Annotated in this window: 28 protein-coding genes; 4 read left to right on the top strand and 24 right to left on the bottom strand. The window is 35.5% G+C overall.

Features of this window, described 5'->3' with window-relative positions; genetic code table 11:
- Positions 1–326 precede the first annotated feature (326 nt).
- The 3 genes from ACJMLD_RS01415 to ACJMLD_RS01405 are packed head-to-tail and all read left to right on the top strand — an operon-like array spanning position 327 to position 2004.
- Positions 327–710, top strand: coding sequence for a hypothetical protein (locus tag ACJMLD_RS01415; protein WP_405267276.1), 384 nt, complete (start codon positions 327–329; stop codon positions 708–710).
- A gap of 12 nt (positions 711–722) precedes the next feature.
- Complete coding sequence (locus ACJMLD_RS01410) at positions 723–1460, top strand: 4-phosphopantoate--beta-alanine ligase (RefSeq protein WP_405267274.1); 738 nt, start codon at positions 723–725, stop codon at positions 1458–1460.
- Positions 1461–1464: 4 nt separating this feature from the next.
- The gene (locus tag ACJMLD_RS01405; protein ID WP_405267272.1) at positions 1465–2004 is read left to right on the top strand and encodes a nucleoside monophosphate kinase; all 540 of its coding nucleotides are present in this window, start codon (positions 1465–1467) and stop codon (positions 2002–2004) included.
- Between the two features lies 1 nt (position 2005).
- Here the strand turns inward: ACJMLD_RS01405 and ACJMLD_RS01400 are convergent, their stop codons facing one another.
- From ACJMLD_RS01400 to ACJMLD_RS01330, 15 genes are all read right to left on the bottom strand, one after another.
- On the bottom strand, positions 2006–2686 hold the full coding sequence (locus ACJMLD_RS01400; RefSeq protein ID WP_405267294.1) for a TIGR00289 family protein: 681 nt from the start codon (positions 2684–2686) through the stop codon (positions 2006–2008).
- A gap of 4 nt (positions 2687–2690) precedes the next feature.
- Positions 2691–3446 (bottom strand): hypothetical protein, encoded by a 756-nt coding sequence (locus ACJMLD_RS01395; RefSeq protein WP_405267270.1) that lies wholly within the window; start codon positions 3444–3446, stop codon positions 2691–2693.
- 120 nt (positions 3447–3566) lie between these two features.
- Positions 3567–3995 carry a class III signal peptide-containing protein gene (locus tag ACJMLD_RS01390; protein ID WP_405267268.1) on the bottom strand — a complete coding sequence of 143 codons (429 nt, stop codon included), beginning with the start codon at positions 3993–3995 and terminating at the stop codon, positions 3567–3569.
- Positions 3996–4865, bottom strand: a complete 870-nt coding sequence (locus ACJMLD_RS01385) for a prepilin peptidase (protein WP_405267266.1) — start codon at positions 4863–4865, stop codon at positions 3996–3998.
- A gap of 94 nt (positions 4866–4959) precedes the next feature.
- Positions 4960–6561 carry a glutamine hydrolyzing CTP synthase gene (gene pyrG / locus ACJMLD_RS01380; RefSeq protein WP_405267292.1) on the bottom strand — a complete coding sequence of 534 codons (1602 nt, stop codon included), beginning with the start codon at positions 6559–6561 and terminating at the stop codon, positions 4960–4962.
- 91 nt (positions 6562–6652) lie between these two features.
- The gene (locus ACJMLD_RS01375; protein ID WP_405267264.1) at positions 6653–7006 is read right to left on the bottom strand and encodes a hypothetical protein; all 354 of its coding nucleotides are present in this window, start codon (positions 7004–7006) and stop codon (positions 6653–6655) included.
- Between the two features lie 9 nt (positions 7007–7015).
- Positions 7016–7789: an alpha/beta hydrolase gene (locus ACJMLD_RS01370; protein ID WP_405267263.1), complete on the bottom strand. Its 774-nt coding sequence runs from the start codon at positions 7787–7789 to the stop codon at positions 7016–7018.
- 9 nt (positions 7790–7798) lie between these two features.
- Positions 7799–8206 carry a GNAT family N-acetyltransferase gene (locus ACJMLD_RS01365; RefSeq protein ID WP_405267260.1) on the bottom strand — a complete coding sequence of 136 codons (408 nt, stop codon included), beginning with the start codon at positions 8204–8206 and terminating at the stop codon, positions 7799–7801.
- On the bottom strand, positions 8206–9570 hold the full coding sequence (locus ACJMLD_RS01360; RefSeq protein ID WP_405267257.1) for an MATE family efflux transporter: 1365 nt from the start codon (positions 9568–9570) through the stop codon (positions 8206–8208). The genes ACJMLD_RS01365 and ACJMLD_RS01360 overlap by 1 nt, the downstream gene beginning before the upstream one ends.
- Positions 9571–10186: 616 nt before the next feature.
- Positions 10187–10822, bottom strand: coding sequence for a flavodoxin family protein (locus ACJMLD_RS01355; RefSeq protein ID WP_405267255.1), 636 nt, complete (start codon positions 10820–10822; stop codon positions 10187–10189).
- A complete protein-coding gene (locus ACJMLD_RS01350; RefSeq protein ID WP_405267253.1) occupies positions 10823–12034 on the bottom strand; it encodes a cofactor-independent phosphoglycerate mutase in 1212 nt (403 codons plus the stop codon).
- A gap of 41 nt (positions 12035–12075) precedes the next feature.
- The gene (locus ACJMLD_RS01345) at positions 12076–13095 is read right to left on the bottom strand and encodes a homoserine dehydrogenase (protein ID WP_405267250.1); all 1020 of its coding nucleotides are present in this window, start codon (positions 13093–13095) and stop codon (positions 12076–12078) included.
- Between the two features lie 12 nt (positions 13096–13107).
- Complete coding sequence (locus ACJMLD_RS01340; RefSeq protein ID WP_405267248.1) at positions 13108–13593, bottom strand: amino acid-binding protein; 486 nt, start codon at positions 13591–13593, stop codon at positions 13108–13110.
- A gap of 10 nt (positions 13594–13603) precedes the next feature.
- Entirely contained in the window at positions 13604–13819 is a 216-nt protein-coding gene (gatC, locus tag ACJMLD_RS01335) for an Asp-tRNA(Asn) amidotransferase subunit GatC (protein WP_405267246.1), read from the bottom strand.
- A 90-nt stretch (positions 13820–13909) separates the two neighbouring features.
- Positions 13910–15361: an asparagine synthase-related protein gene (locus tag ACJMLD_RS01330; protein WP_405267244.1), complete on the bottom strand. Its 1452-nt coding sequence runs from the start codon at positions 15359–15361 to the stop codon at positions 13910–13912.
- A gap of 578 nt (positions 15362–15939) precedes the next feature.
- Between ACJMLD_RS01330 and mtrH the strand changes: the two genes are divergently transcribed.
- Positions 15940–16878 (top strand): tetrahydromethanopterin S-methyltransferase subunit H, encoded by a 939-nt coding sequence (gene mtrH / locus ACJMLD_RS01325; RefSeq protein ID WP_405267242.1) that lies wholly within the window; start codon positions 15940–15942, stop codon positions 16876–16878.
- A gap of 164 nt (positions 16879–17042) precedes the next feature.
- On the opposite strand, the gene ACJMLD_RS01320 is transcribed toward mtrH, so the two are convergent.
- From ACJMLD_RS01320 to ACJMLD_RS01280, 9 genes are all read right to left on the bottom strand, one after another.
- The gene (locus tag ACJMLD_RS01320) at positions 17043–17600 is read right to left on the bottom strand and encodes a hypothetical protein (protein WP_405267240.1); all 558 of its coding nucleotides are present in this window, start codon (positions 17598–17600) and stop codon (positions 17043–17045) included.
- A 42-nt stretch (positions 17601–17642) separates the two neighbouring features.
- Positions 17643–17918 carry a zinc ribbon domain-containing protein gene (locus tag ACJMLD_RS01315; RefSeq protein ID WP_405267238.1) on the bottom strand — a complete coding sequence of 92 codons (276 nt, stop codon included), beginning with the start codon at positions 17916–17918 and terminating at the stop codon, positions 17643–17645.
- Positions 17919–17990: 72 nt separating this feature from the next.
- Positions 17991–18716 (bottom strand): ABC transporter permease, encoded by a 726-nt coding sequence (locus ACJMLD_RS01310; protein WP_405267236.1) that lies wholly within the window; start codon positions 18714–18716, stop codon positions 17991–17993.
- Positions 18717–18725: 9 nt separating this feature from the next.
- Positions 18726–19646 (bottom strand): ABC transporter ATP-binding protein, encoded by a 921-nt coding sequence (locus ACJMLD_RS01305; RefSeq protein WP_405267235.1) that lies wholly within the window; start codon positions 19644–19646, stop codon positions 18726–18728.
- Positions 19647–19707: 61 nt separating this feature from the next.
- Complete coding sequence (locus ACJMLD_RS01300; protein ID WP_405267233.1) at positions 19708–20544, bottom strand: DUF4013 domain-containing protein; 837 nt, start codon at positions 20542–20544, stop codon at positions 19708–19710.
- A gap of 9 nt (positions 20545–20553) precedes the next feature.
- On the bottom strand, positions 20554–21285 hold the full coding sequence (locus ACJMLD_RS01295) for a DUF4013 domain-containing protein (protein ID WP_405267231.1): 732 nt from the start codon (positions 21283–21285) through the stop codon (positions 20554–20556).
- Positions 21286–21295: 10 nt separating this feature from the next.
- Entirely contained in the window at positions 21296–21532 is a 237-nt protein-coding gene (locus tag ACJMLD_RS01290) for a helix-turn-helix transcriptional regulator (protein WP_116591747.1), read from the bottom strand.
- A 369-nt stretch (positions 21533–21901) separates the two neighbouring features.
- The gene (locus ACJMLD_RS01285; protein ID WP_405267229.1) at positions 21902–22027 is read right to left on the bottom strand and encodes a hypothetical protein; all 126 of its coding nucleotides are present in this window, start codon (positions 22025–22027) and stop codon (positions 21902–21904) included.
- Positions 22028–22144: 117 nt separating this feature from the next.
- Positions 22145–24225 (bottom strand): Ig-like domain repeat protein (locus ACJMLD_RS01280; protein ID WP_405267227.1); only part of this gene is annotated, 2081 nt, incomplete at its 5' end.

Here is a 24225-nt window from a genome sequence, read left to right as displayed (position 1 = left end):
ATTCATGCAATATATAGTTTTTTAGTAAAGTATACTTGAATTTTTATAAATTATACCATAAGATTTATATATGGCAAGTTTCAAATAATATAATTGGCTACAAAGTAGCCGGAGAGATAGATTAAACAGCCAAATTTTAAAATTCATTTCTCTAAAAGCTTGTTAAAACAAGTTGTTAGGTAGTAAAATATACTACTACCTAACATCCCAAAAAACCTATTTTTCAAATTTTAACATTAACTGAAAATTATTAGATTAAATCAACTTAGAAAACTTTATATGATTTTTTAACCAAAAATATTAGTAGTTATTTTTAAGGTTTTACTATGAAGATTAAATTAGCTATAATATTTGGAGTAATCATTTGGTTTTTGACATATGTTCTTACATCAATCCTAAATCCGATTTTTACTGACAATCTTCCAAACATCAACATAGTAGTACCAATAATTATAATAATTGTAACAGGATTTTTCGGAATACTTTATATCAGAAATATTGAAAAAAATGAAGTTATTGAAGGTTTTTTAGTAGGAGTAATATTCATTATTATCGATGCGATTTGTGACTATGTTTTCTTCATCATACCTCAGCACGAACCTTTAATGATTCAGAATTACCCCCTGCACCTCATTTCTATGATTATACTGACCTTATTAATAACAACATTTTTAGGATATTTGGCCCAAATGAGTATTGATTTGAAATAAGGAGATTAAAACATGATACCAAAATCACACCCTCGTTATGAATCATTAGTTCTAAGAGATAAAATGGTTAAGGCTTCCCAAGAAGGATATTTGGCAGATTCTGCACTAATAGCGCACGGCAGAGGAGAGGCTTTTGACTATCTAATCGGTGAAAAAACAACTTATCCTGCAAAAAGAGCAATGTATGTTGCTGTTGCAGCCTTACTTTTATCAAATAATCCGGTAATTTCAGTTAATGGAAACGCTACAGCATTGGCGATTGATGAAATAATTGAATTGGCCAATGTTATCAAAGCCAAGATTGAAATAAACCTCTTCTACAGAACTGATGAGAGAGTGAAAATAATAACCCAGTTATACAAGGATCATGGCTACAAAAATATCCTTGGAACCCTCGACGATGATATGGAATATATTGACGGCATCGAAAACAATAGGGCAACAGCCAGCAAAACAGGAATCTATGCTGCCGACACAATATTAATTCCACTTGAAGATGGGGACAGGGCTGAAATCCTGAAGAAAAGCGGTAAGAACATTATCACTATCGATTTGAATCCGCTTTCCAGAACATCAAAAATGTCTGATGTTTCTATTATGGACAATATAGTGCGCGCAATACCGTTTATGACAAAAATAGCTGAAGACTTAAAGACTCAAGACAAAAAAGTCTTACTTGACATGGTAAATGATTTTGATAATGAGGAAAATCTCAAGGAATCATTGGAACAAATTAGAATTAAAGAGTGATATGATGAGAGTAATGGGAATATCTGGCATGCCAGGTTCAGGAAAAGCTTCAATTTCTGAAATTGCAGTTGAAAGAGGAGCAATACTTGTAAGTATGGGAGATATTGTACGTGAAGAAGCTAAAAAAAGAGGAGAAGGCTCTAAAGAAACTGCAAAAAATTTAAGAGCAGAATTTGGACAGTACATTGTTTCTGAATTAACTATTAAAAAAATAAAAAAACTCCAAGAAGAAGGAATAGACAATGCAGTTGTTGTTGAAGGCATAAGAAGCCATCATGAAGTGGAGATGTTTAAAGAGGAATTTGACAATTTTATCATATTATCCGTCTTTGCAAATCCTGCTATAAGATTCGAAAGATTAAAAAATAGAATGAGAGAAGATGATCCAAGTGATTATAGTCAATTTAAAGCCAGAGATGAAGCGGAATTAGGCTTCGGCATTGGAAATGTCATATCCCTTTCAGATAAACTAATCATCAATGAAAGCGATTTGGAAAGTTATTCCCAAAAAATCAATGAATATTTTGACGAAATCGATTTGTAGATTATTTGTCTTCCAAAATTGCATCTTCGATAATATACACACCACTATCAAGATGCCATTCTTTTTTATCTTTTATTATTTTGATTCTCTTTTTAAAAATAGGACCGTCAATTGCCAATGTTTCGGCTTCACCGCCCTCAAAGGCAATGTTGACCTGATATTTTTTATTTATCTCAACCAGCTCGTCAATGGCTTCATCATCAATGACTCTTCCTAACCATGATTCATCCAGACCCCATGCAGCGACACCGCAAATAATGACCTTAAAACCTAATGCAACAATTTTCCTCATGTATTCCAGTTCATCAACATGCCAATAGGGGGACACTGCTTTAAGGCCAACCTCCGCACATAATTTTTCGATTCTTGACTTCTGGTAAACAGAAAAGAGTGCTCCGGTATATATGGCTTCAACACCTAAATTCTTAAGATTTTCAAATTCCCTTTTCAAATCTTTGAGCTCTTCCTCTTTAATGCCATCGGTTTCGGCTGAAATGATTGGAATATCAAGTGCCTGTGACAGTAAATCAGTGATATGGATGTTGGGAACATGAAACATATATGACTCGTCATTCCTGGACTTCATAGAAAGGAGATATCTTACATTTTCTCCTGCCTCTAAAGCATTGAATAATGCCATAGTACTGTCCTTACCGCCTGAAAATAAGATTGCAACATCCATGAGATTACCGTTTGCGTTTATCATTTACAAATTTTCTAAATCTTCTATATGCCGGAACAACAGAATCTATATAAATTCCTAAGACCGCAGCAACGACACCCAATCCTCCACAGAATAAAGTAAATTCAGTGTCTGATAACATTGATCTGTTTGTATTGTCCACAGTGTCCTGAATAGGTCCTTCAATGTTGGTTGCAACAATGCCTTTGTCAAGCAGATTCTGTTCGAAAGTGTCTAAAGATGCTGAATCAACAACTAAAATGGCATGAACTTGTGCATATGAAATAGTATCTCCGTAAACTAACTTATACCAATCTGAAAAAGATTTTAACGCTTCAGAAGAAGTATAATTGTCCTCAAGAGAGATTTTAATTTCTGAAGAGGTTATATTATAATCCTTATAGTTATAATCTATATTTCCTACAATCTCCTCAAAGTAATTATGTTCCCGCTCATTAAATGTCCACATCGGAATCGTAATGGACTCCTCTTTGAATGACTTGAAACCTTCAGTATTAGATAAGTTATCTTTCAGCTCATCTATATCGATGGATGAAGACAGGTCCAAATACAGAGTCTCCTCATTATTTGGCATGTTTCTTTCAATGGCTCCTACGACATTAGGCAGCTCATCATAAATTGGATCAAGGAAAAATGCCCCTCCAATTGCTCCGATTAGAAAAGCTACAACGAGAACAAGAACGATTTCTCTTTTAGGCATGAATTGTTTTAACATTCCAATTGAAAATGCGAATACCATTATTATAATAAACAAAACTAGGTAAATAATCATTGTTATAATATCCATAAATTCACAGCCATCTAATTATTACATTATAATATTAAAGTGTAATAGTTAAAATAATTTTGTATGGAATGACTATTTCCTATATATTACCATGTTTTTACTGTTCATCGGCCATTCAACGATTAGAGTATTTGGCCCTTTATTAAGCGTTAATGATGTTTTCTTAATATTGGAGTTAAAATATTCATTTATCTGCTTATTGGAACTGCTTTTCAAGTTTAGATTACACGACACATGATTATCTGTAACTGTTATTTTAATTTTCTTATTTAAGTTCACATTAATGCTATGCTTCGATCCCTGACCTTCGCCATAAACCTCTTTAACCGCTTGGGAGATTTTTGACATTTCTGACCTGGCATTTAAGCTATCGGATATATCCATAGTGCTTTCAATTGCTTCTTCAGCCAATGGCAATGTAAAAATCATCAAAATCATTAATGAGATTGAAAATATCAGAAGGTATTCCAATGAGACCTGGCCTGAGTTTTCCTTAATCATCTAAACCACCGCAAATAAGCTCTTCGTAAACAGCATCATCACATCCCCATAAAATATGGCTATTATCAATCCGAACAATATTGCGGGAGTAAATGGGAATGAAACTTTAATGGAAATATTATCCTCGATGATATGCTGCGCGTTCATTATTTTTAGCTGCCACATCTCCTTATTTGTAATTCCGCCGGCACTCTGAGACTTGAAATAATATTTAAAATCATCACCATCCCTAGCCTTATACACTTTCAGATTGCCGTCACTCCCACCCAATAGTTCAACAATGGATTCATCATCAAAATAATACTTATTGACTATCATTCCCTCTTCCAGATCTTTAATTGGAATTAATCTGTTGAGGGTTGAATTTGTGATATATTTCAGGCTTTCCACATTGAAAATATTGAATAGAAAATCGACATTGCTTTTGAATATTTCATTCTTAACAATCAGATGGGTAACAAACACCAATAGGAATGGAAATGAAACAAGAATGCTGTTGATTACAACGGTGAATGAAAACGGATAAATAGATAGCTTTGGAAAAACGTTTAAAAAATTGATATTTATGCCCGATGGTATTACTGTAGCAATGGCAGTGAATAATTTTGCATCACCACCACCCCACATATTTAATTTCCAAAGCATATAAGTTATAGCATAGGTAATTACCATTGAAATAATTGAAGCTAAAATGAATTTAATGTTAGTTGAAATTAACGACAAAATGAAATTCGAGGCCAAGCCAAAAAATATCAGGACATAGTTCAACTCATCCGGAACAATATTTTTCTTAACATCATAGATTGCAGCCATTACGGAAAATAACATCGTAATAGCTATCTGAATCAAAAATATATCAGTTAAATTCATGTTTATTCTATTTAACTTCAAACTATATTAATTAGATAGAAAATAAGCTTGTAAAATTGTTTTTAAAATATAAAATTGAATAAAAAAAGGAAAATTAATTTTTAGAAAACTCGTTAATAGCTTCTAAAAATGATTTGAATAAAGGATGTGGCCTATTAGGTCTAGACTTAAATTCCGGATGGAACTGACAACCGATAGCCCATGGATGGTTTGGAAGTTCTACGATTTCAACTAAAAAGTCATCAGGACTGGTTCCAGAAATGATCAAGCCTTTTTCCTGCAAATCTTTTCTGAAATCATTATTAACTTCATATCTGTGTCTGTGACGTTCCTCAATGTCGATTTTACCATAAGCCTCAAAGGTTTTAGTTCCTTCAACGATTTTACAGTCATAAGAACCTAGACGCATAGTTCCGCCCATGTTTTTGATTTTCTTTTGCTCTTCCATCATATCAATAACAGGGAACTCCAAATTATCATCGAATTCAGAACTGTTTGCTCCAGGATAGCCATTGATTCTTGCAAACTGGGTTACCATACACTGCATTCCAAGACAGATTCCGAATAAAGGCACATCATTTTCAATCGCATATTCAACTGCATCCAATTTGCCTTCAAAACCACGTTCTCCGAATCCTCCCGGAATCAGAATACCATCTAACTCGCTCATAACATCCTGATCCAATTCATCAACATCAGAGCTTAGGAACTTAATGTTGGCTTTGACGCCGATGCTTGCCGCTGCATGAAGCAGAGATTCCCTAATACTGATATATGAATCTTCAAGCTCGACATATTTGCCTACAATACCTATATTGACTACAGGCTCGGTTATCTTTAAGGATTTTACAATTTCTCTCCATTCATCCAATTTAGAGGAATCAGGTTCAATATCCAATCCGATTCTATTGACTATAAATTCACCTATATGGTTTTCTTCTAAAACCAACGGAACTTCATAAATCGTACCTGCATCGGGAGTATTTACAACAGCCTCATAGTCTACATCACAAAAGTGAGCGATTTTTCCTCTTAAAGCATCATCAATAGGCTCCTGAGACCTGCATACAATAACGTCAGGGTTGATACCGACACTTCTCAATTCTTTTGTAGAGTGTTGGGTTGGTTTTGTCTTGAATTCTCCAGCTGCATTCAGGTAGGGGATGAATGTAACATGGACAAACATGACATTTTCACGGCCTTCCTCATTTCTGAGTTGTCTTAAGGCCTCAAGGAAAGGTTGGCTTTCAATATCTCCGACAGTACCACCAAGTTCAACTAAAACCACATCATAATCTGCGCTTTCAGAGTTTTCCCTAATCATCTCCTTGATACGATTAGTAATGTGCGGAATTACCTGTACACATTCTCCTAAGTATCCGCCTTCTCTTTCTTTAGCGATTACTGATTCATAGACTTTTCCTGTAGTAATGTTAGCCAAACCATCGAGTTCAACATCTAAAAATCTTTCATAGTGACCAAGATCCAAGTCAGTTTCCATACCATCATGAGTTACATATACCTCACCGTGCTGATATGGATTGAGTGTTCCAGAATCCCAGTTCAAATAAGGGTCTATTTTAATAGCTGAAACCTTTAAACCATAAGATCTTAAAATTCTTCCCATAGATGCGGAAGTGATACCTTTACCTATGGAACTAACTACCCCACCAGTTATAATAATATACTTTGTCAGAAAAATCCTCTCCTATCATCATTAGAAATTATAATATAATTTAAGTTTCTCATGATATATAAAAATTTAATTCGTTTTATAAATAGGGATTTTATTGGCTATTTTTCCAATAATTCAATTTATTGGAGATTGCACGATTGGTTTCATCAAACTGGTATTCACCATTTTCACCATAATTGGCAAAATTTTGTTCTTTAATGAACATATCGCAAGAATCGTCAGGTCCGTTTGAAAGCTGTCCCTTTCTGCATACCATTCCATGAGCCGCACCATATGGACTTACGCTCCAGAAAGTGCAGTTGAGACAGATGTTGTCACCGTTGTTTACCATTGAATCATAATTTGGCTCTTCATAACCATAGGAATCTTCCTCATTGAAAAATTCCATGCATTCGCTGCAGTAATTGTCCTCATCTAACTCGCTGCCACAATTTGGACATCTCATACTATCACCCTATAATGTTTTAATGAACTCCTTTATGTATTTGTCACAAAATTCCCAGGTATGCTCTCCAGGCGCCTGAATAAATTCCACATCAATGTTTTTAGACTGTAAAAACTCATAGAAATCAACATTCTTTTCAAACAGAAAGTCATTCACACCGCAAGCCATGAAGATATCCGGAATGTTTTCAGTATTTTCAATTAAATATTTGGGATCTTTATCTGAACCTTTAACCTTACTTAAATCGCCGAAAATGGATTCATAGAAATCTCTAGCCCTCAATACATTATCATCACTGACATAATTTACAATATCATCGGTTATCAATGCTGATGATATCATTCCAATTTTAGAGAAGTTATCGTAGTATTTCAAGCCATTTCTGATTGCACCGTAACCTCCCATTGAAAAACCTGCAATGAAAGTGTCTTCCCGTTTATGAGAAAGTGGAAATATGTTCCTTGTAATGTCCAGCAGTTCCTGGCCGACATATTCGCCGTAATATGCATGTACCTTCTCATTATCCAAATAGAAGCTATTCTCCCCGCACGGGATTACTATGGCTATTCCATGGTCTTCCGCAAATTTCTGAATGGAAGTGTTCGCCAAAAAGATATCGTCACTGCCATACAATCCATGAAGCAGGTATAATGTTTTATAAGGCTGAGGCACAATTTCTTCTCTGTCCTGCAAAAAATGAATATTGTCTGATGGCAGGATTACGCTAATTGATGTACGCCTTTGCAGGCTCTTGCACTTGACATCCCCTCTGAATAAAACCATCGAAACACCTCATGTCCATAGTTCTGTAATGAAAAGCGGGCTTGCATCATCCGCCTTTTCAAATCCACAATTCTCGTAAAATCCAACTTCTTCGTCATATCCCACTACAACAATGCGCAGATAATCCTTATAGATTTCCTTAACCCTTAAAACCAATGCTTTTCCAATGCCCTTATCCTGATATTCGGGTCTTACAAGCAGATAATGGACATATGCAGTCATTATTCCATCATCCATTGCGCATATCATGCCGACTAATTTGTCTCCATCCCATGCTGAGATGACGGTTTCAAAGTTTCTCATTGCAATCTGGAGCTTTTCCGGGAAATGGCCTGAAGACCATTCCACTGACAAAAACAAATCCTGCAAATCCTCTACACTGAATTCATGTATCTCTTTGTATTCTATTTCACTCATCATACCACCCTATATTCTGTCCATTTATTTGAGAAATATCTGTAAACGTAAATTCCTGCCCTTACATACCAATCGATGAACATCGCTATCCATGTTCCGAACACTCCGACTCCCATCCAGTCAGCTATAACATAAGACAGGCCTATTCTGCATATGAACATTACTGCAAGACTTATATACATCACTGATTTTGAATCTCCCGCACCTCTGAATGTTGACGGCAGTGTGAATGAGATAGGCCAGATTATGATTGCGAATATTCCATGCCAGATAACCATTTGTGTCGTCATTGCTGCAGTTTGAGGAGATAGGTTGTAGATTCCTAAAATCAAAGGTAGGCCTGCAAAAATCAGCAGGTTTATGACAATGTGTGAGATGATTACAATTACTAAACATTTCTTATTGTAGTATCTTGCCTGTTCATAGTCATTGGCGCCAACACACCTTGAAATGACAGCAGTCAATCCCAAATTGATTGCAAAACCAGGCAATACTGAAAATATTCCGATTGCATATCCAACTGAATTTGCAGCTATCGCCATTGTTCCGAATGTTGAAACCAAACTTAACACTAACACTCTTCCCAATTGGAAAAGCCCATTTTCAACACCATAAGGAATGCCGACCTTCAATACTTTCCTAAGGATTTTGAAGTCGAACTTATGTCTTAATGTTCTTTTGATGTGCAATTTGTAGTCTTCATCAATTACAAAGTACAAAATCAAAATTGCCGCCAGCGCTCTTGAAATTACTGTCGGAATGGCTACACCACGAACATCCCAACCCAAATAGTAGATGCAGAATGCATTTCCGATAACGTTTAAGACATCACAGATAAGTAATATCTGCATTGGCAAAGTTGCATTATTGGTTGTCCGGAAAATGGCCGCACCTGCGTTATATATTGCTAAAAATGGAATTGATAATGCTACAATATACAAATACATATCAGCATTTGCCCAGACGTCAGCCTCAATCTGGCCAAACAGAAGCCCAATCAAGAATTGCCTTAAGATGATTACAGCAATCATTAAAACTGTGGATAGGATAGTGGAAAACCAGATCAGCTGTGTCGCTGAGTTCTGTGCCTTTTCTATTTGATTGTCACCCAAATACTGGCCGGCCACAACAGCCCCTCCCGTTGCAAGAGCTGAAAATGAAAAAATCAGAAGCTGGACTAGAAAATCAACTAGAGAAACACCTGAAATGGCCGCTTCACCCAATGAAGCCACCATGATGGAATCGGCCAAACCTACACAGAATTCCAAACCATATTCTATTAAAAGTGGAATAAATAAGGCAAGCAGTGCCCTATTTGAATAGATATAACCTTCAGGAGTTTTAAATAAATTCGAAACGTTCATGATATCAAAAAAATAATTATAGATAACTATATTTAAATAACAACATATGAACTTTTTTATCAGTTAATAGTTGAATTATAAATGCCGAGAAAAACCGGTCAATCAGAAATTCTAATTTCATCCCATAAACTACTAACTAGATTCAACCATCAACTCTTAACTACGCCATAGCAGTATAGTCAAGTGAAGATAATACATAGCTAAAACAAAATATGCTAAAGCCACTAGAAAATCTTCAACCATGACTTAACCTCCCAAATTAAGTATACAATTTCCACTTTCATTTCAATCATACCTTAAGCACATAATATAAATTTTTTGGCATTTAGAAATAAGGATATACATCGCATATTATTTAAATTAAATAGAAATTAATTGTGTAAAATTGATTTTAGTATGAAAAATTGATTTAAAATAGAAATATTGAATTAATAATGGTTAAAATACAAAAATAAATGCAAGAGTTTAAATATATGTACTAACAATACCAATATTAAACATCTATGATGTTTAGTTCATGACTTGAACTCCAGTGCATAATATAAAATGATGGGGATTTCTATCCTCATCTAAATATAAAAACTATTTTTAAAAAAAGAATTAAAAAGGCAAAAAATTACCTTATAAAGTTTGTACGTGGTTTAGGTTCTTGAGTTAAAGTTATGCCTTTTTCTTCACCCACTTCGATGCATTTCAAGAAAAATGCCATATTATGGGCAAGCTGCCTCATTGTACCCAAGCCCTCTTCATCCTGCATTACCTCTTCGGGAGTGTTTCCATGAACCATATTCCAGTAAAAAGATGAAATGATTGGCATTTGGGAAATACCTAAATATTTAATCAATTGATCATAGGTTGCTGTCGTACCTCCACGCCTTGCAGAACAGACCACAGCACCAGGCTTGTTTTTAAAGGCTTCTGCACCTGCACCATGGGAATTTGAGTAAAAAGACCTGTCCAAAAATGAAATCATGGATCCGTTTGCACTGGCGTAGTAAACCGGTGAGCCAAATACGAATGCATCCGCATCATATGCCTTTTCGACAAACTCATTTACAACATCATTATCGAATGTGCATTTGCCTAATTCAGAGCATTTTCCACATGCAATGCATCCTGTAATCGGTTTTGTTTTAATCCAGAAGATTTCTGTTTCAATATCGTATGTTTCTAAAGTTTTTGCAATTTCTGTTAAAGCTGTATAGGTACAGCCTTTCTTATTAGGACTTCCGTTTACTAGCATTACTTTCATTTAATAGTCTCCATCAATCAATCTTTGAACTAAGAAGTGTCCTTTCCTAAATTCAAGTGAACCTTTTTTGACACTTTCCTCATCGAAAGATTCACATTCGTCACCTTCACGTGCTGAATCATAGATTACCAGAGGCACATCATCACGGGTGTGGGTTCCAACACTGATTGGGGTTGGATGATCCGGCAATATTGCTGCCCTAAAGTCTTCGCCTTCCAAACTGTCAATGATAGGTCCGACAATGAATTCGTCTATTCTTTCAATAGCTTTGACCTTTTCTTCAGTATTTTGAGCATGTCCTGCTTCATCAGGAGCTTCAATATGAATCAACAGCAAATCTGTCTCTTTCAAGGCTTCGATACCATATTCACCCTTTTGCTTATAATCAGTGTCAAAGTATCCGGTAGCTCCAGGAACCCTAACAATATTCATTCCTGCAAAGTTTCCGATTCCCCTAAGCAGGTCAACACCGGTAATTACTGAAGCGGTAATACCATAGGTTTCCTCGAAGTTAGGCAACTTAGGTGTTACTCCTTGTCCCCATAGCCATACCATATTGGCCGGGATTTCTCTTTTTTTGTTGACTTCAGCATCCTTAAGGTATTCTCTTGACTCGAACATGATCTGTTGGATATCCTGAGCCAATTCACAGTCTCCGAATAAATTGTCAACTAGCTTTTCACCCACCATATCATGAGGAGGGATTGTTTTAATGCTTGACAGGATTTCTGCATCTTCAACACTGTCGCATGAGTATATGAACAGATGTCTATAGCTTACGCCTGTGTAGAATTTGCCTCTAAAGTCAGGGTATTTTTCAGTGAAATACTCATTCAATCCTTTCATCAATTCATCAGCTTCTTCAGTTGATATATGGCCTGCATTGAAATCATCCATTTCGCCATTTTCACTGAATATTGTATTGCATCTGAATATCACATCACAAGGAGTTGTCGGAATGCCTTCGCTTCCCGCTTCCAACGGTCCGCGGCCAGTATAGTAATCGGCAGGATTGAATCCGAAAATGCTCATGTTGGCCACGTCGGAACCGGGACTATATTCATCAGGAACATTGTTTGTAAATCCTCCAAATCCACCGCGAGCCAACTTGTCGATATTTGGAGTGTTAGCTACCATTAAAGGAGTTTTACCATCTAATTCATCTACAGGATATTCACTAGACCCATCAGGGATAAATATTACGTATTTCATGTTATCAAAATAAAAATTTATAAAAAAAATAAAATATTTAATTAGTTTTTATTTTTCAAAATACTAATTAAATCTGTCAACATCGCAGAAGCAGTTTCAAGAGACCCTGCTCCAAGTCCAATTACAGATACCTCATCAGCCAAATCGGTTTTGATTGTAGCCATGTTTAAGGTTCCGCTTACATCATAAGAGCTTCCCCTTTTAACCAAACGTGGAGAAACCTGCAAGTTATCAGGAGATACTTCAGCTATCAATTTGATTAGGTAATCATCTTTCTTTGCAAGCTCAATTGCTTCAGCATTGATATTTGAAATACCTTCAACTTTAACGTCACTGTAAGTTGCATCGATTCCTAAAAGGGAATTGGCTAAAATTACAGTTTTACAAGCTGCATCAATTCCTTCCACATCTTGAGTTGGATCGGTTTCTGCAATACCCAATTCCTGTGATTCCTTAAGAATCACTTCATAATCTGAACCTTCTGAGGTCATTCTTGATAAAATGTAATTGGTAGTACCGTTCAAGATGCCCTTGATTGATTTGATTTCGCATGAAGCCAAGGTGTCCTTTGTGAAATTGATAATTGGCATTGATCCTCCAACACTGGCTTCATATTTGAATTCCACACCTGCCTTTTCAGCAGCCCCTACCACTTCTTTAAATTTAAGGGCTAAATGTCCTTTATTGGAAGTCACTACATCTTTTCCTTGCTCAAATGCTTTAAGTGTTAGTGAAAGTGCAGGTTGTGCATCAACGATATTAGTAGGAGTTGCTTCAATAAGACAATCGTATTCCACAGCATCTAAAACATCTGCACCGCTTATATCAGATCCAAATTCAGGATATGCTGATAGTTTTCCTTCTTCATTTTTAGTCTTTACAAGTAACAATTCATCTAATCCATCCTGTGAGATTGCAGATGAAGATGAATCAGCTGCAGCTACAACCTTTACTGCAACACCTGTTTTATCCTTAATTAAATCCTTCTTCATGGAAATGGCATTGGCAACCCCTTGGCCGACTGAACCGAATCCCATGATAATGACTCTACATTCATCCATAATAATCATCACTTAAACTTCATTAATTACTAATAAATCTTTTTCTTCTGCAATTTCTGCAATTCTATCAAATACTGTTTGCCTTAAACCAACATCAGATTCAATATTAATCAATGCGGTGGATTTTTCCTCACCGTTTAACTTAATATCAAATGCGACAATTACAACGCCGTCAAGAGCATTGATTCTATCCATGGTGTCTCTTAAATCCTGATCTACAATATGGCCAAAGAAAATAGTGGTTATCTTTTCTTTTTTGACAACGCCATCCATTTCGATAATGCTGAATCCTAACTCTTCAAACTTGTTAACTACATTTTTAAGGTCTTCATGTTCCCCTTCCAAAGTAAGCTGAACTGGAACTTTGCCATTGTCATTCTTATAGTCCCTTTTGTGGATGACAGTTACAAGATTAGCACCATATACGCTTATCGGTTCTAACGCTTTAACCAATTGTCCAGGACTATCCAAAAGTTCTAGAACTAAATCAATTCTCATTCAAATCCCTCTAGTTTGTCCAATCTGCTTTTTTAACAACAAGATTTCCGTCCTTATCAATCCTAGCATTCCTTAATATTTTTTCAGGACTTTTCGCTTGAGCCTTATCTTCACGTGTTAAATTTAAATTATCTGTAATATACCATGTTTCATCAGAATCTGGAATATCTTCCAAAATTTTTGAGAATTTTTCTATGATATCCTCTGCATCTTTTTCGATTGTCATAAAATTAAAACTCCTATTAATTAATAATATAATTATTATGTTTTTTAATATTAATAAATGTAAAGAAAAATGAGTGAAAAATAGAATTAATTATTCCAAATATTTAGAAATATCTGTATCTTTGATGATTTTCTTTCTCAATATTTTGTCGATTCCAGTTCCATACTGAGCCGCCTTTTTAGGCCTATAGGCTATTTCATAATCAAGACCCTCTTCAAATGCCAATTTTCTTAAGATGCTTTTTCTCATATCATCATGCATTGAAACAATCTTCTTATTGTCGGGAATGTTTAATACCAATTCAACAAGAGTCTTATCCAAAAACGGCAACCTCAACTCAACGCCATTAAGCATGGAGCATGCATCGTCCCTTTCCAGATTGACATGATACATGTTTGACATGTCAACTCTCAAATCATAGTTCAGTGTCCCGTCAACAAAGCTTTGAAGATACCTTTTATATCCTCCAAACAGCTCATCTGCACCCTGTCCTGAAATGGCCACTTTCAAGCCATCTTCTGCCACCATTTTGGTTGCAAAATAAGTTGTAAGACCAACACCCACTTTCATCAGGTTATCATCACCGATGGCTTTGACGACTTGAGGCAGTGCTTCGCGGATCAAATCTTCTGTAACTTCACAGATTTCCAAATCCAGATTCAGAAATTTTGAGGCATAGATTGCCGCTTCAACATCCTTTGAGCCTTCGGCACCTACTGCATAAAGTTTGATCTTTAAAGGAATGTTATGCGAAATCTCCTTTAAAAGCAACGCCAGATATGAGCTGTCAAGGCCTCCTGAAAATATTACACCAAGCTCGCGCAATCCCTCAACTCTTTTGACAACACTCAATCTTAACATCTTGTCTATTTTGGCTACGTCACCTTCAAAGACATTTTCATAGATTGCCTGTGCAGGAGATATGTCTTCCCAATTATAAAGTATGTGTTCAGGCTTTAATGTGTTGATGTCAGCAAATCCCACTTCATTTAGAGATTGTCTGGTCGATGAAAACCCTTTAAGGCCATCCTTTTGAGAATAGAATAACGGTTTTACACCTAACGGGTCTCTTGCAATTGCTAGGTTTTCACCATCCCATACCGCAAAAGCATAGTCGCCGTCAATTAATCTGATTGCTGATTGAACAGCTTTAAGCAAGTCCAGCTTTTTGGCATAAAAGTCAATAAGATACAGCAAGACTTCACTGTCTGAGGTGATTTCCGCTTCAACGCCGACCTTATTCAGGAAATTCTTCATAGTCCGGAAGTTGTATATTTCTCCATTGAAAACCAAAGTCAAGTTATCCTTTGAAATCGGCTGCGCCTTGGATTCCCTTTCATTTGAATCATAAATTGAAAGCAGATTATGGCCAAATGCTATCCCATAATCATTATCATTGCTGAATTCATCTAAGTTAATGTCTATATAAATTTCATCCAAAAAAACACCTGATGAATCCGGACCTCTGTTTTTTGAGGCTTTAAGCATTTTGACAATATCGTTTCCCTTAAACTTACCTTGCAGACCAACAATCGAACACATGATATAATATTATAAACTGATAATACTTAAATTACATCTTCGAATGGCTTTCATGCCTTTCCATTGCAAACTGTAATGATGAACGATGTTCACATGAACTGAAAACTTCAATTTTTCAATTATTCTTGTAAAAAAAATTTGACATTTTCCATATTTACTTTATTTTGGACTATTATAATCCAAACATGAAAAAAATAATATATTATCCTTATTTCAATAATATCTAATCGAATTTTAAATATTTTTTCATAATCATGATTAATTATTAACAATTAATTATTTTGAGTTTTTTAAGATAAAATAATTAAATTATACACAATATCATGCATTTTCACTGAATATTAATACAATTTCAAGATTTGAAGATTTAAAAACTGTATATTAATTATTTAAATAATTAAACAATGATTAATATATTTTAAATTTATTATAATAATTATAATACTAAAATCGATAATATTAAAAATTATAATACTTATTTATATATGCCTAAAAAAAATATACTTTTAGACCTAACTTTAATTTTTTTAAAGTAAAATTGAATATGTTGGGTCTAAAAAAAATCGAGGTTATATTAAATGTTTAAATTTGATAAAGAACAAACAGTTTTTGACTTTGCAGGAGTCCAAATGGGAGGGCAACCAGGAGAATATCCTACTGTTTTAGCTGGAACCATTTTCTATGGTGGTCATAATATTCTCAATGATGAATTGACTGGGGATTTCGACAAAGATAGAGCCGAACAACTAGTTAATGATATGGCATCAATTTCAGATATCACCGGTAATCCATATATTGTGCAAGTTTTCGGACAAACAGTAGAAGCACTTCCGAAATACATTGAATACATTGGAGAAATCTGCGATGCACCTTTCCTCATAGATTCAACCTCAGGTGACGCCAGAGTTGCAGGAGCACAATATTCCGATGAAGTCGGACTAACAGAAAGAGCAATCTATAACTCAATTAACATGTCCGCAGACAAATCCGAATTAGATGCACTAGCTGAAACAAACATTTCCGCTTCCATTATATTGGGATTCAATCCTATGAATGCTACCATCGAAGGTAAAATGGCCATGTGGGAAGATGGAGATGACGGTGCATATGAAAAAGGTTTGCTTGAAGTAGCTGCAGACTGTGGAATTGAAAAATTTATGATGGATACAGCCGTAACTCCATTAGGTCAAGGAGCTGGTATCGCTGCTAGAACCTCTTTTGCCGAAAAAGCAAAATGGGGATATCCTGTTGGATCTGGAATTCACAATGTTCCATCTGCATGGGACTGGTTAAGAGAATATAAAAAAGCAGGTAACAAAACTGCATTTACCGTTTGTGACATTGGCGCAAATATCGTGCAAGTAATGTGCGGTGGAGACTTCGTTCTCTTTGGACCTATTGAAAATGCTAAAATCGCATTTCCTGCAGTAGCACAGACAGACATGTTCATATGTGAAGCTGTAAAGGCAATGGGAACAGAACCTGTTGATTTCCATCCTATGAATAAATTAGTGTAATTTATCAAAAATATCCATTTTTATTCCTCAATATCAAATTGTTCAAATATCATTAATTATAATGATATTGAAAAAAATCTAAACATAAGTACATAAAACAACTAGCACTGGATATCTAATCCATCCAGTGCTTTACAATTAAATTACATCTGATTTCTACAAAATTAAATTGCTCTTTTAAATTCCGTGTAATTTAAATCAATTCCACCGGAATTCGCATCGTCAAATTCGCTTTGGCATATCTCTTCTATCGAATATCCATCCCAAAAACTGTCTTCAGTGAAAATATAGTTTATCTCCTCAAATTCATCAAGGGTTATTCTACCATCATCATTTAAATCTGTATCCTTGAAAAACTCATAATCTGATGGATTGTCTTGATAATAACTTAAAATCAGATTAAACCCTTTTTTAAATTCATTGAAGGTTAACTCATTATCATTATTTGAATCTTCATTTCTGAAGTCTTGATTCATTATCTCATTGATTTCTGTTGAATTCTTATCCCAGTAAACCTTTTGATATACTTTATCAAATTCTAAAAAATCATTGAAATCAAGTGCATCATCAGTTAACTCATCAAAACGTTGTCTTAATGCATCATCATCAATAGTATTATCAGGATAGTAGTTTTTCTGCCAATCCTGGAAATTGTTTTCGCTATCGGCAGCAACTGGTAAAATTATAATAAACAGAATTAAAAATAAGAAAATTCTTTTCATGATTAAAAATTGAAATAAAAAATAAATAAAAATTGTGGTCAACTAATCGTTTGACCATCTTTTTAATTTAGGAAATACTTCCCTCATCATACCTGAAGCTTCATCCTTGTCAATTTCCGGATGGACTTCGACCATCTTGTCAATGCAGAAGTTCATCATCTCGTCCATTGTCATGTCTGAAGTGAATTCGCCATCCTTGAAGCAATAAATGCAGTAGTCTTCATTTTTGCTGCCGTCCGCATTGGTTCCGAATAGTTCTTCATCTGCAAGAGGCATTGCGCAGGATTGGCAGAACATTTGATTTTCAAATTCGTTCATTAATATCACCTACATATATATCTTGACATCATCATATTTAAACTGCTCCAAAGAGCATTTGAAGACTAATCCTTAAAGTGAAACATCAGTTCTTGTGAAGTAAATATATGAAATAACCAATCCAATTACGAAAGTGGCCATGATAACACCATAAGACACGGTAATGCTTGTTGTATACTCAGCTATTTCTCCGGATGCAATCAGATATGGGCATACCCAAGGCACATACGGCGCCCAAGTCTGGCCATAGATCAGCATATTGACCAATGTCAATCCTGCTCCCCCAACCATTGCGGGAACCATATTCGTAATGAATAGGGAAATAAATACAAACGGAGAGAATGTCAGGAACAGCAAGACGTTTGCAAACAGAAGCTGCGCAAAACTGTCAATGAACAGCTTTATTGTGAAACCTTCAAGGCCTGCAATAAATCCAAAGACAAGTGCTGAAAGGCTTGTGACTACTGTCAATATTAGAATCCACACCAGAAACATTACATATTTGCTTGCCAGAAACTTTCCCCTGGATATCGGAATAGTGAGCATTGTCTTCAGGGTATGCTCGTTGTATTCCCTGCCGAATAGGTAAGATATCATTATTGCAAAAAGCATGACCGCAAACAATGCTGACATGTACATGTTCACATTGCTGAACAACATGTCGAAAGTGGTTCCCTCATCAAATGCAAAGACTGCAATGAACATCAGCAATGGGGGCAAAATGGCTCCCATTAAACTTAACAGGAATATATTTGACCTTTTGAGTTTTAGAAATTCCATCTTAATAAAAGTTAACATCTTATCACCTTAATTATTTGATACGAATCTTGTGAAAAACTCCTCCAAGTTCTCTTCACATAGATTTACTTTTTTAACGTCAATTCCTGAATTAACAAATAATGCATTGAATTTATCCCTCAACTCCAAATGAGAATATAAGCTGATTTTTCCATTATTATCAAATGTAAAATCCTCATTCTCCTTAAGTTCTAATTTCTTTAAAACATTAACTGCCAAATCCACATCGGATACTTCAAATTCAACGAACTTATTCAATTTTTTGAATAGCTCATCTCTTGTAAACTCTTCAATTAAAATTCCCTCATCCATAACACCAATGACATCAGCAATATTTTCTATTTCGCTTAAGATATGGGATGAAATCAGGATTGTTATTCCAAATTCATGGGCCAGCCTTTTAAGCAATGTTCTGATTTCCTTTATTCCAAAAGGGTCAAGGCCATTGATCGGTTCATCCAGAATCAGTAGTTCGGGACTGTGCATGATGGCTGCAGCTATTCCCAAACGCTGCTTCATACCTAATGAATAATCCTTATATTTCTTTGATTTTTCATGGTCCAAATTAACCATTTTGAGAACTGAATTGATGTTGACGGGATTATAGTCTCCCCTTAATTTGGAAATAATCTTCAGGTTTTCATAGGCTGTTAGATTTTCATAGAATCCTGGAGTTTCAATGATGGAACCTATTTTGGGATAGATTTCCTTCGAATATTCTTTAGGGTCTTTTCCAAAAAGGAATATCTCGCCGCTGCTTGGATATGTGAGATTTAGAAGCATGCACATGGTTGTGGTCTTTCCAGCCCCATTCTTGCCCAACAGCCCATAAATCTTTCCCCTTTCAACATGCATGTTGATAGAATTTACAACTTTGGTTTTGGAATATATTTTTGACAAATCATTTGTTTCGATAACGTAGTCTACCATGACTAAAAACCTCCAAAAAATTAACTAAAAAATAAAGATAGAATGTTTAAGAACATTCTAACTATTTGATTGATTCTCTATATACTGATCCACAAACTCTGTTGAAGAATACGCTCATATAAGAGTCTATGAATAATCCTTCAATTATTGCAATGGCTACTGATACGATCAATGCCTGATTGTTGATAGTTGCTGCAAACACTACAGTAATCAAGCTCATAATGAAGCTTACCGCAACTGAGATAATCATCATTACAATTATTGTGAATAGGATTATTCCAACATATTTTCCCCATCCAAGATTTGAAATATTTCCAATTATTTCATTAAAGTCAAACGCTTTCTTAAGACTGTCATGGGCAATCATATTGTTTAATGCCATAATAAGGAGGAAATATGCAATTATGAACAGTAACATTGAAATTACGAGAATAATTGGTAATATTGATGATTCTCCCACTAATGCTATTCCACCTAACAATACAAGAATCGGAATAATATTATAAGCCAAAGTTACAATAAAATATTTTATTCCATTGATGAACATGGCAATTATATCATTAAATCCTGGAAGGTCTTCTTTTTTATCGATTGAGAATTTTATGATACCATATTGATATCCCATTATGAATAATGAGATAATGAAGCCGACAATAGTTAAACCAGCTACAAGATAAATGTCACCTACAGGCAATTGTGAAAACGACAATTGTGAAGCGGTCATATTGGTATTTTCAACTATATGTACGGTAGCTCTGAAAATACCAAAGGATTTCACACCGATGTAAGTTGATAATGCGCTTATTAAAGCGAACAGAACTCCAAATCCTAAAAGTTTTTTAATATCATTGAAAGGATACTTTAATCCTTCCACTACACAGTCAGTTATGCTTGCCATCAAATCACCCTAAATTTGCATTGTATATAATAATCCCATGGATCTTGCAGCGAATATGCTCAAGTACGGTCCGACAATAAACATTGTCACTGCTGAGTTGACTAATGCTCCTAAAACGAATACACTGCTTGGATCAGCACCTAAAACAGCGCCGGAAATTCCAAATGCCATGAATATCAATCCGATAAGTGCAGTGACAACAAATGAAATGACAAGGATTATGATTATTAGTCCGATATATGTAACAAGGCATTCGAACCATCCAATCTCATCAATCACTTCTTTTATTTCACTTATGGCAAAGGCTTTTGAAAATGCCCCATCATTGTATGCCATGTGACATATTCCCATTTGGCTCATCAAGCATGCTGCCACGCCAACAATCAATGTGATTAAGCATCCGATGAGCATTAATGCATTTGATGCGACGCCGGTCAATTGTCCTGCAACAATTGCAAATACCAAAAAGATAATCATCGGCACAATCAGATACAGCATCTGAACGATTACAACCTTAACTCCATCAACGAACATTTCAATCAAATCATCAAAGTCAGGAAGAGGGTCCCTTCCGTTGATTATTCCGTGTACAGCGGTATTTATAACTCTGTAATTATATCCTGTAATCAAGAATGCAGGAAGTAACAAGAAACTGAATAAGCAGATTACTCCCAATATCACTAGGGTTTTCCAGTCTTTAGCTGAATATTCCAGTGCATCTTTGTATATATCTAAAATCATTTTTTATCACCTAATAATAGTCATCATCGAAAATAAATATTTCTTCCATAACGAAATACTTCTCCCGATCTCCTTTAAACATCATTTTATTAAAGACCTGGGTTATCTCATATGCCAAAAATAAAGATGGATTATATCTGCCGTTTTCCAACGCATTAATGGTTTGTCGGGTGACTCCAACTTTATCCCCCAGTTCTTTCTGGCTCATCTTGAGCTCCTGTCTTAAATATTTAATCATGGTCCTCATAGTATCCCACAAATTAATTCATTTTTGCAAAAAGTATTTAAGTACTTCAGTAATTATGTTAAAAACTAATTACTTATGTTAATGTTACATTACATAGTATATAAACTTAACGGTTCAATATAAAATTAATAATAATGGTTTAAATCGTTGAAAACAATTTAAAATAAAATATTTATAAATAAAAAAAATAATTATAATAATCTAAAGACAATAAATCATTATAATATGTTAAAATATTATTTAAATCAATATTAACAAGTATTATATATGAAAATTAAAAACGAAACATTTATATATTAGGTAAATCATCTTTAACATATGTAACATTTCATTAACACATTTGATGTTACAACTGTCCCAGGCAGAGTCTTAAATTGAAACATTATCAACCCCATTTTCCCTTAACAATATCTGCTTGGGGCTAAAGAATACTACTTTTACAATCTTTGAATAAATCTCGCTTGCCGAATCCATACAACATTTTTGATGAGACATGGTTGGAGTTTCCACCTTATGGAAAAAGGGGAATTTCAATGAAATGCAATTTAAAGTTTAATTAAAAAAAAGAAAGAAATGAGGATGGAATAAAAATTCCATCTTCCCGAACAAATTTTATTTTTTAAGTCTTCTCAAGGCGGTAGATCCAATTGCCATCAATACCATTAATAGCATTAATATTGGATTACCGGTTGCTTCATCTGTTATGCCAGTAGCCATTGGAACTTTATTAACTGTTTTTACTGTTTTGTTTTCAGGATTGGTTCCGTTGCCTTCTACAGTAATGGTCAACTCAAATTCCATTGCTTCGTATTTGTCGTCACCGGAGTAGTGGACTTTGATGTCGTGTTTTCCTGGGGATAACCCTTGAATATCAAAGACCGCTTTGCCGTTTTCAACCGGTGCAGTGTATTTTTTACCGTCAATGGTAATTGTTACTGTGCCTGTTGCATCTTCCGGAAGTTGGATGACAATCTTGCCGCTGCCATCACTTGAAACATTCTGAGCGGACACGTCAGGTTTGACTTTGCTTACTGTAAATGAAATAGTGGTATCGGATGAACCGTAGTTATCGTCACCTGAGTAATGTATTTTGGCAGTTTTATCGCCTGCACTCAAATCTGGAATGTCAAAGACCGCTTTGCCGTTTTCAACCGGTGCAGTGTATTTTTTACCGTCAATGGTAATTGTTACTGTGCCTGTTGCATCTTCCGGCAGGGTCACGGTAATTGTCTCATCTTCGCCCACTTTAATGTCACTTGAATCGACATCAATGGTGGCGTTTTTGGAATTGACTGTAAACTCATCGGATTTGGTGACGCTTTCATAGTTCTCATCACCGTTATAGACAGCAGTTACAGGATATTCTCCCACCTTCAGATTGTCAAGACTTAAAGTCGCCCTGTTATCTGATTTCAAAACGTTTGAAAACGCAGCAAAGAGTATCTCTTTGGACTCACCATTGAGCTCAAGTGTCACGGTAATGCCGTTGACAGTGACATTGACGGCACCCGGAACGTCACTTGTAATGGTTATGACTTCAACTTCACCATAAGTGATGTCAGATACCTCCAAGGAAATACTTGGTGAGAACTTGGAAACAGCAAACATAACAGAATCATCAGACTCTTTGGTCTTATCGTCTGCATAGTTGATTATAGTGATTGTGTAGTTTCCAGCATCCAAACCACTAATTGTAACCTCCTCGTCAGCAATTATTATGTTGTCTTCAGATATTTGAGTTCCATCGCTATTCTCAACAATGACCCCGACATTGCCCGTTCTGTTTTCGATTGAATATCTGACAGTGACATCCTCACCGTAGGTTACATTGTCGATAGGCTCGATTTTAACTTTTGATCCGGCTTTGGAAACAGTGACAGTGACAGTGGTATTGGATGCAGCATATTTTTCATTTCCTGAGAAATTGACATTTATGACTGCTGAGCCTTCGCCGCAAGCCACGATTACACCATCAGAATCAACACTTGCTGCATCAGGATTGTTGCTTGTGAAAGTCATATTTCCTTTGGCATCACTAGGATCTAAGGAATAATCAACTTTGGACTCATCACCAACATACATCTCTGAAACAGCGCTTGCACTGATTTCCGTAGGTATTTTGGCCACTGTTATTGTTACTGTGGTGGAGTTTGGTGCGTATACTCCATCTCCGCCAACACTGACTGTTATGTTTGCATTGCCTTCGCCCACGGCAGTAACCTGGCCATCATCCACTTTGACGATGGACTCATCGCTGGAAACAAATGTAACATCTAAGCCCTCAGGGGTTGTTGTAGCAATTATAGTGCCGCTTTCACCAACCATCAACTCTAAGGATGAATTGTCAACAACAACTTTGGCATCGTTTAGTGTTACTGCAACTGTGATTGTCTTGCTTTGCGTTGCCGCATACTTCTCATCACCTGCAAATGAAACTGTAATTGTGGTATCACCTTCTGCTATGGCAATGATATTGCCGTTTTCGACCTTGGCAATGTTTTCATCACTGAAAACAAAAGTTAAATTGCCTGCATCGGCAGGAGTCAGATTCGCCACATCACTAGCCACATCATTCACTTTCAAATCGAGAGTGTCATTAGTTAAGGTAATTTCAGTAGCGATTTTACTTACTTTTACAGTGACATTAGTGGAATTGACAGCAAAGGTAACGTTATTGCCTACAGTTAATGTAA

The organism is Methanobrevibacter sp., assembly GCF_045112895.1.
GTDB lineage: Archaea > Methanobacteriota > Methanobacteria > Methanobacteriales > Methanobacteriaceae > Methanocatella.
This window is presented reverse-complemented; position numbering and strand designations above follow the sequence as displayed.

Excerpts from the sequence above, each read along its gene's own strand:
- ACJMLD_RS01385 (WP_405267266.1), bottom strand. The coding sequence starts at position 4,865 with ATGAATTTAACTGATATATTTTTGATTCAGATAGCTATTACGATGTTA.
- ACJMLD_RS01350 (WP_405267253.1), bottom strand. The coding sequence starts at position 12,034 with ATGAAATACGTAATATTTATCCCTGATGGGTCTAGTGAATATCCTGTA.
- ACJMLD_RS01390 (WP_405267268.1), bottom strand. The coding sequence starts at position 3,995 with ATGATTAAGGAAAACTCAGGCCAGGTCTCATTGGAATACCTTCTGATA.
- ACJMLD_RS01285 (WP_405267229.1), bottom strand. The coding sequence starts at position 22,027 with ATGTCTCATCAAAAATGTTGTATGGATTCGGCAAGCGAGATTTATTCA.
- ACJMLD_RS01340 (WP_405267248.1), bottom strand. The coding sequence starts at position 13,593 with ATGAGAATTGATTTAGTTCTAGAACTTTTGGATAGTCCTGGACAATTG.
- ACJMLD_RS01395 (WP_405267270.1), bottom strand. The coding sequence starts at position 3,446 with ATGGTATTCGCATTTTCAATTGGAATGTTAAAACAATTCATGCCTAAA.
- ACJMLD_RS01305 (WP_405267235.1), bottom strand. The coding sequence starts at position 19,646 with ATGGTAGACTACGTTATCGAAACAAATGATTTGTCAAAAATATATTCC.
- ACJMLD_RS01330 (WP_405267244.1), bottom strand. The coding sequence starts at position 15,361 with ATGTGTTCGATTGTTGGTCTGCAAGGTAAGTTTAAGGGAAACGATATT.
- ACJMLD_RS01320 (WP_405267240.1), bottom strand. The coding sequence starts at position 17,600 with ATGAAAAGAATTTTCTTATTTTTAATTCTGTTTATTATAATTTTACCA.
- ACJMLD_RS01355 (WP_405267255.1), bottom strand. The coding sequence starts at position 10,822 with ATGAAAGTAATGCTAGTAAACGGAAGTCCTAATAAGAAAGGCTGTACC.
- ACJMLD_RS01310 (WP_405267236.1), bottom strand. The coding sequence starts at position 18,716 with ATGTTAACTTTTATTAAGATGGAATTTCTAAAACTCAAAAGGTCAAAT.
- ACJMLD_RS01415 (WP_405267276.1), top strand. The coding sequence starts at position 327 with ATGAAGATTAAATTAGCTATAATATTTGGAGTAATCATTTGGTTTTTG.
- ACJMLD_RS01375 (WP_405267264.1), bottom strand. The coding sequence starts at position 7,006 with ATGAGATGTCCAAATTGTGGCAGCGAGTTAGATGAGGACAATTACTGC.
- ACJMLD_RS01315 (WP_405267238.1), bottom strand. The coding sequence starts at position 17,918 with ATGAACGAATTTGAAAATCAAATGTTCTGCCAATCCTGCGCAATGCCT.
- ACJMLD_RS01410 (WP_405267274.1), top strand. The coding sequence starts at position 723 with ATGATACCAAAATCACACCCTCGTTATGAATCATTAGTTCTAAGAGAT.
- gatC (WP_405267246.1), bottom strand. The coding sequence starts at position 13,819 with ATGACAATCGAAAAAGATGCAGAGGATATCATAGAAAAATTCTCAAAA.
- mtrH (WP_405267242.1), top strand. The coding sequence starts at position 15,940 with ATGTTTAAATTTGATAAAGAACAAACAGTTTTTGACTTTGCAGGAGTC.
- ACJMLD_RS01405 (WP_405267272.1), top strand. The coding sequence starts at position 1,465 with ATGAGAGTAATGGGAATATCTGGCATGCCAGGTTCAGGAAAAGCTTCA.
- ACJMLD_RS01300 (WP_405267233.1), bottom strand. The coding sequence starts at position 20,544 with ATGGCAAGCATAACTGACTGTGTAGTGGAAGGATTAAAGTATCCTTTC.
- ACJMLD_RS01345 (WP_405267250.1), bottom strand. The coding sequence starts at position 13,095 with ATGGATGAATGTAGAGTCATTATCATGGGATTCGGTTCAGTCGGCCAA.
- ACJMLD_RS01370 (WP_405267263.1), bottom strand. The coding sequence starts at position 7,789 with ATGGTTTTATTCAGAGGGGATGTCAAGTGCAAGAGCCTGCAAAGGCGT.
- ACJMLD_RS01400 (WP_405267294.1), bottom strand. The coding sequence starts at position 2,686 with ATGGATGTTGCAATCTTATTTTCAGGCGGTAAGGACAGTACTATGGCA.
- ACJMLD_RS01290 (WP_116591747.1), bottom strand. The coding sequence starts at position 21,532 with ATGAGGACCATGATTAAATATTTAAGACAGGAGCTCAAGATGAGCCAG.
- ACJMLD_RS01360 (WP_405267257.1), bottom strand. The coding sequence starts at position 9,570 with ATGAACGTTTCGAATTTATTTAAAACTCCTGAAGGTTATATCTATTCA.
- ACJMLD_RS01295 (WP_405267231.1), bottom strand. The coding sequence starts at position 21,285 with ATGATTTTAGATATATACAAAGATGCACTGGAATATTCAGCTAAAGAC.
- ACJMLD_RS01365 (WP_405267260.1), bottom strand. The coding sequence starts at position 8,206 with ATGAGTGAAATAGAATACAAAGAGATACATGAATTCAGTGTAGAGGAT.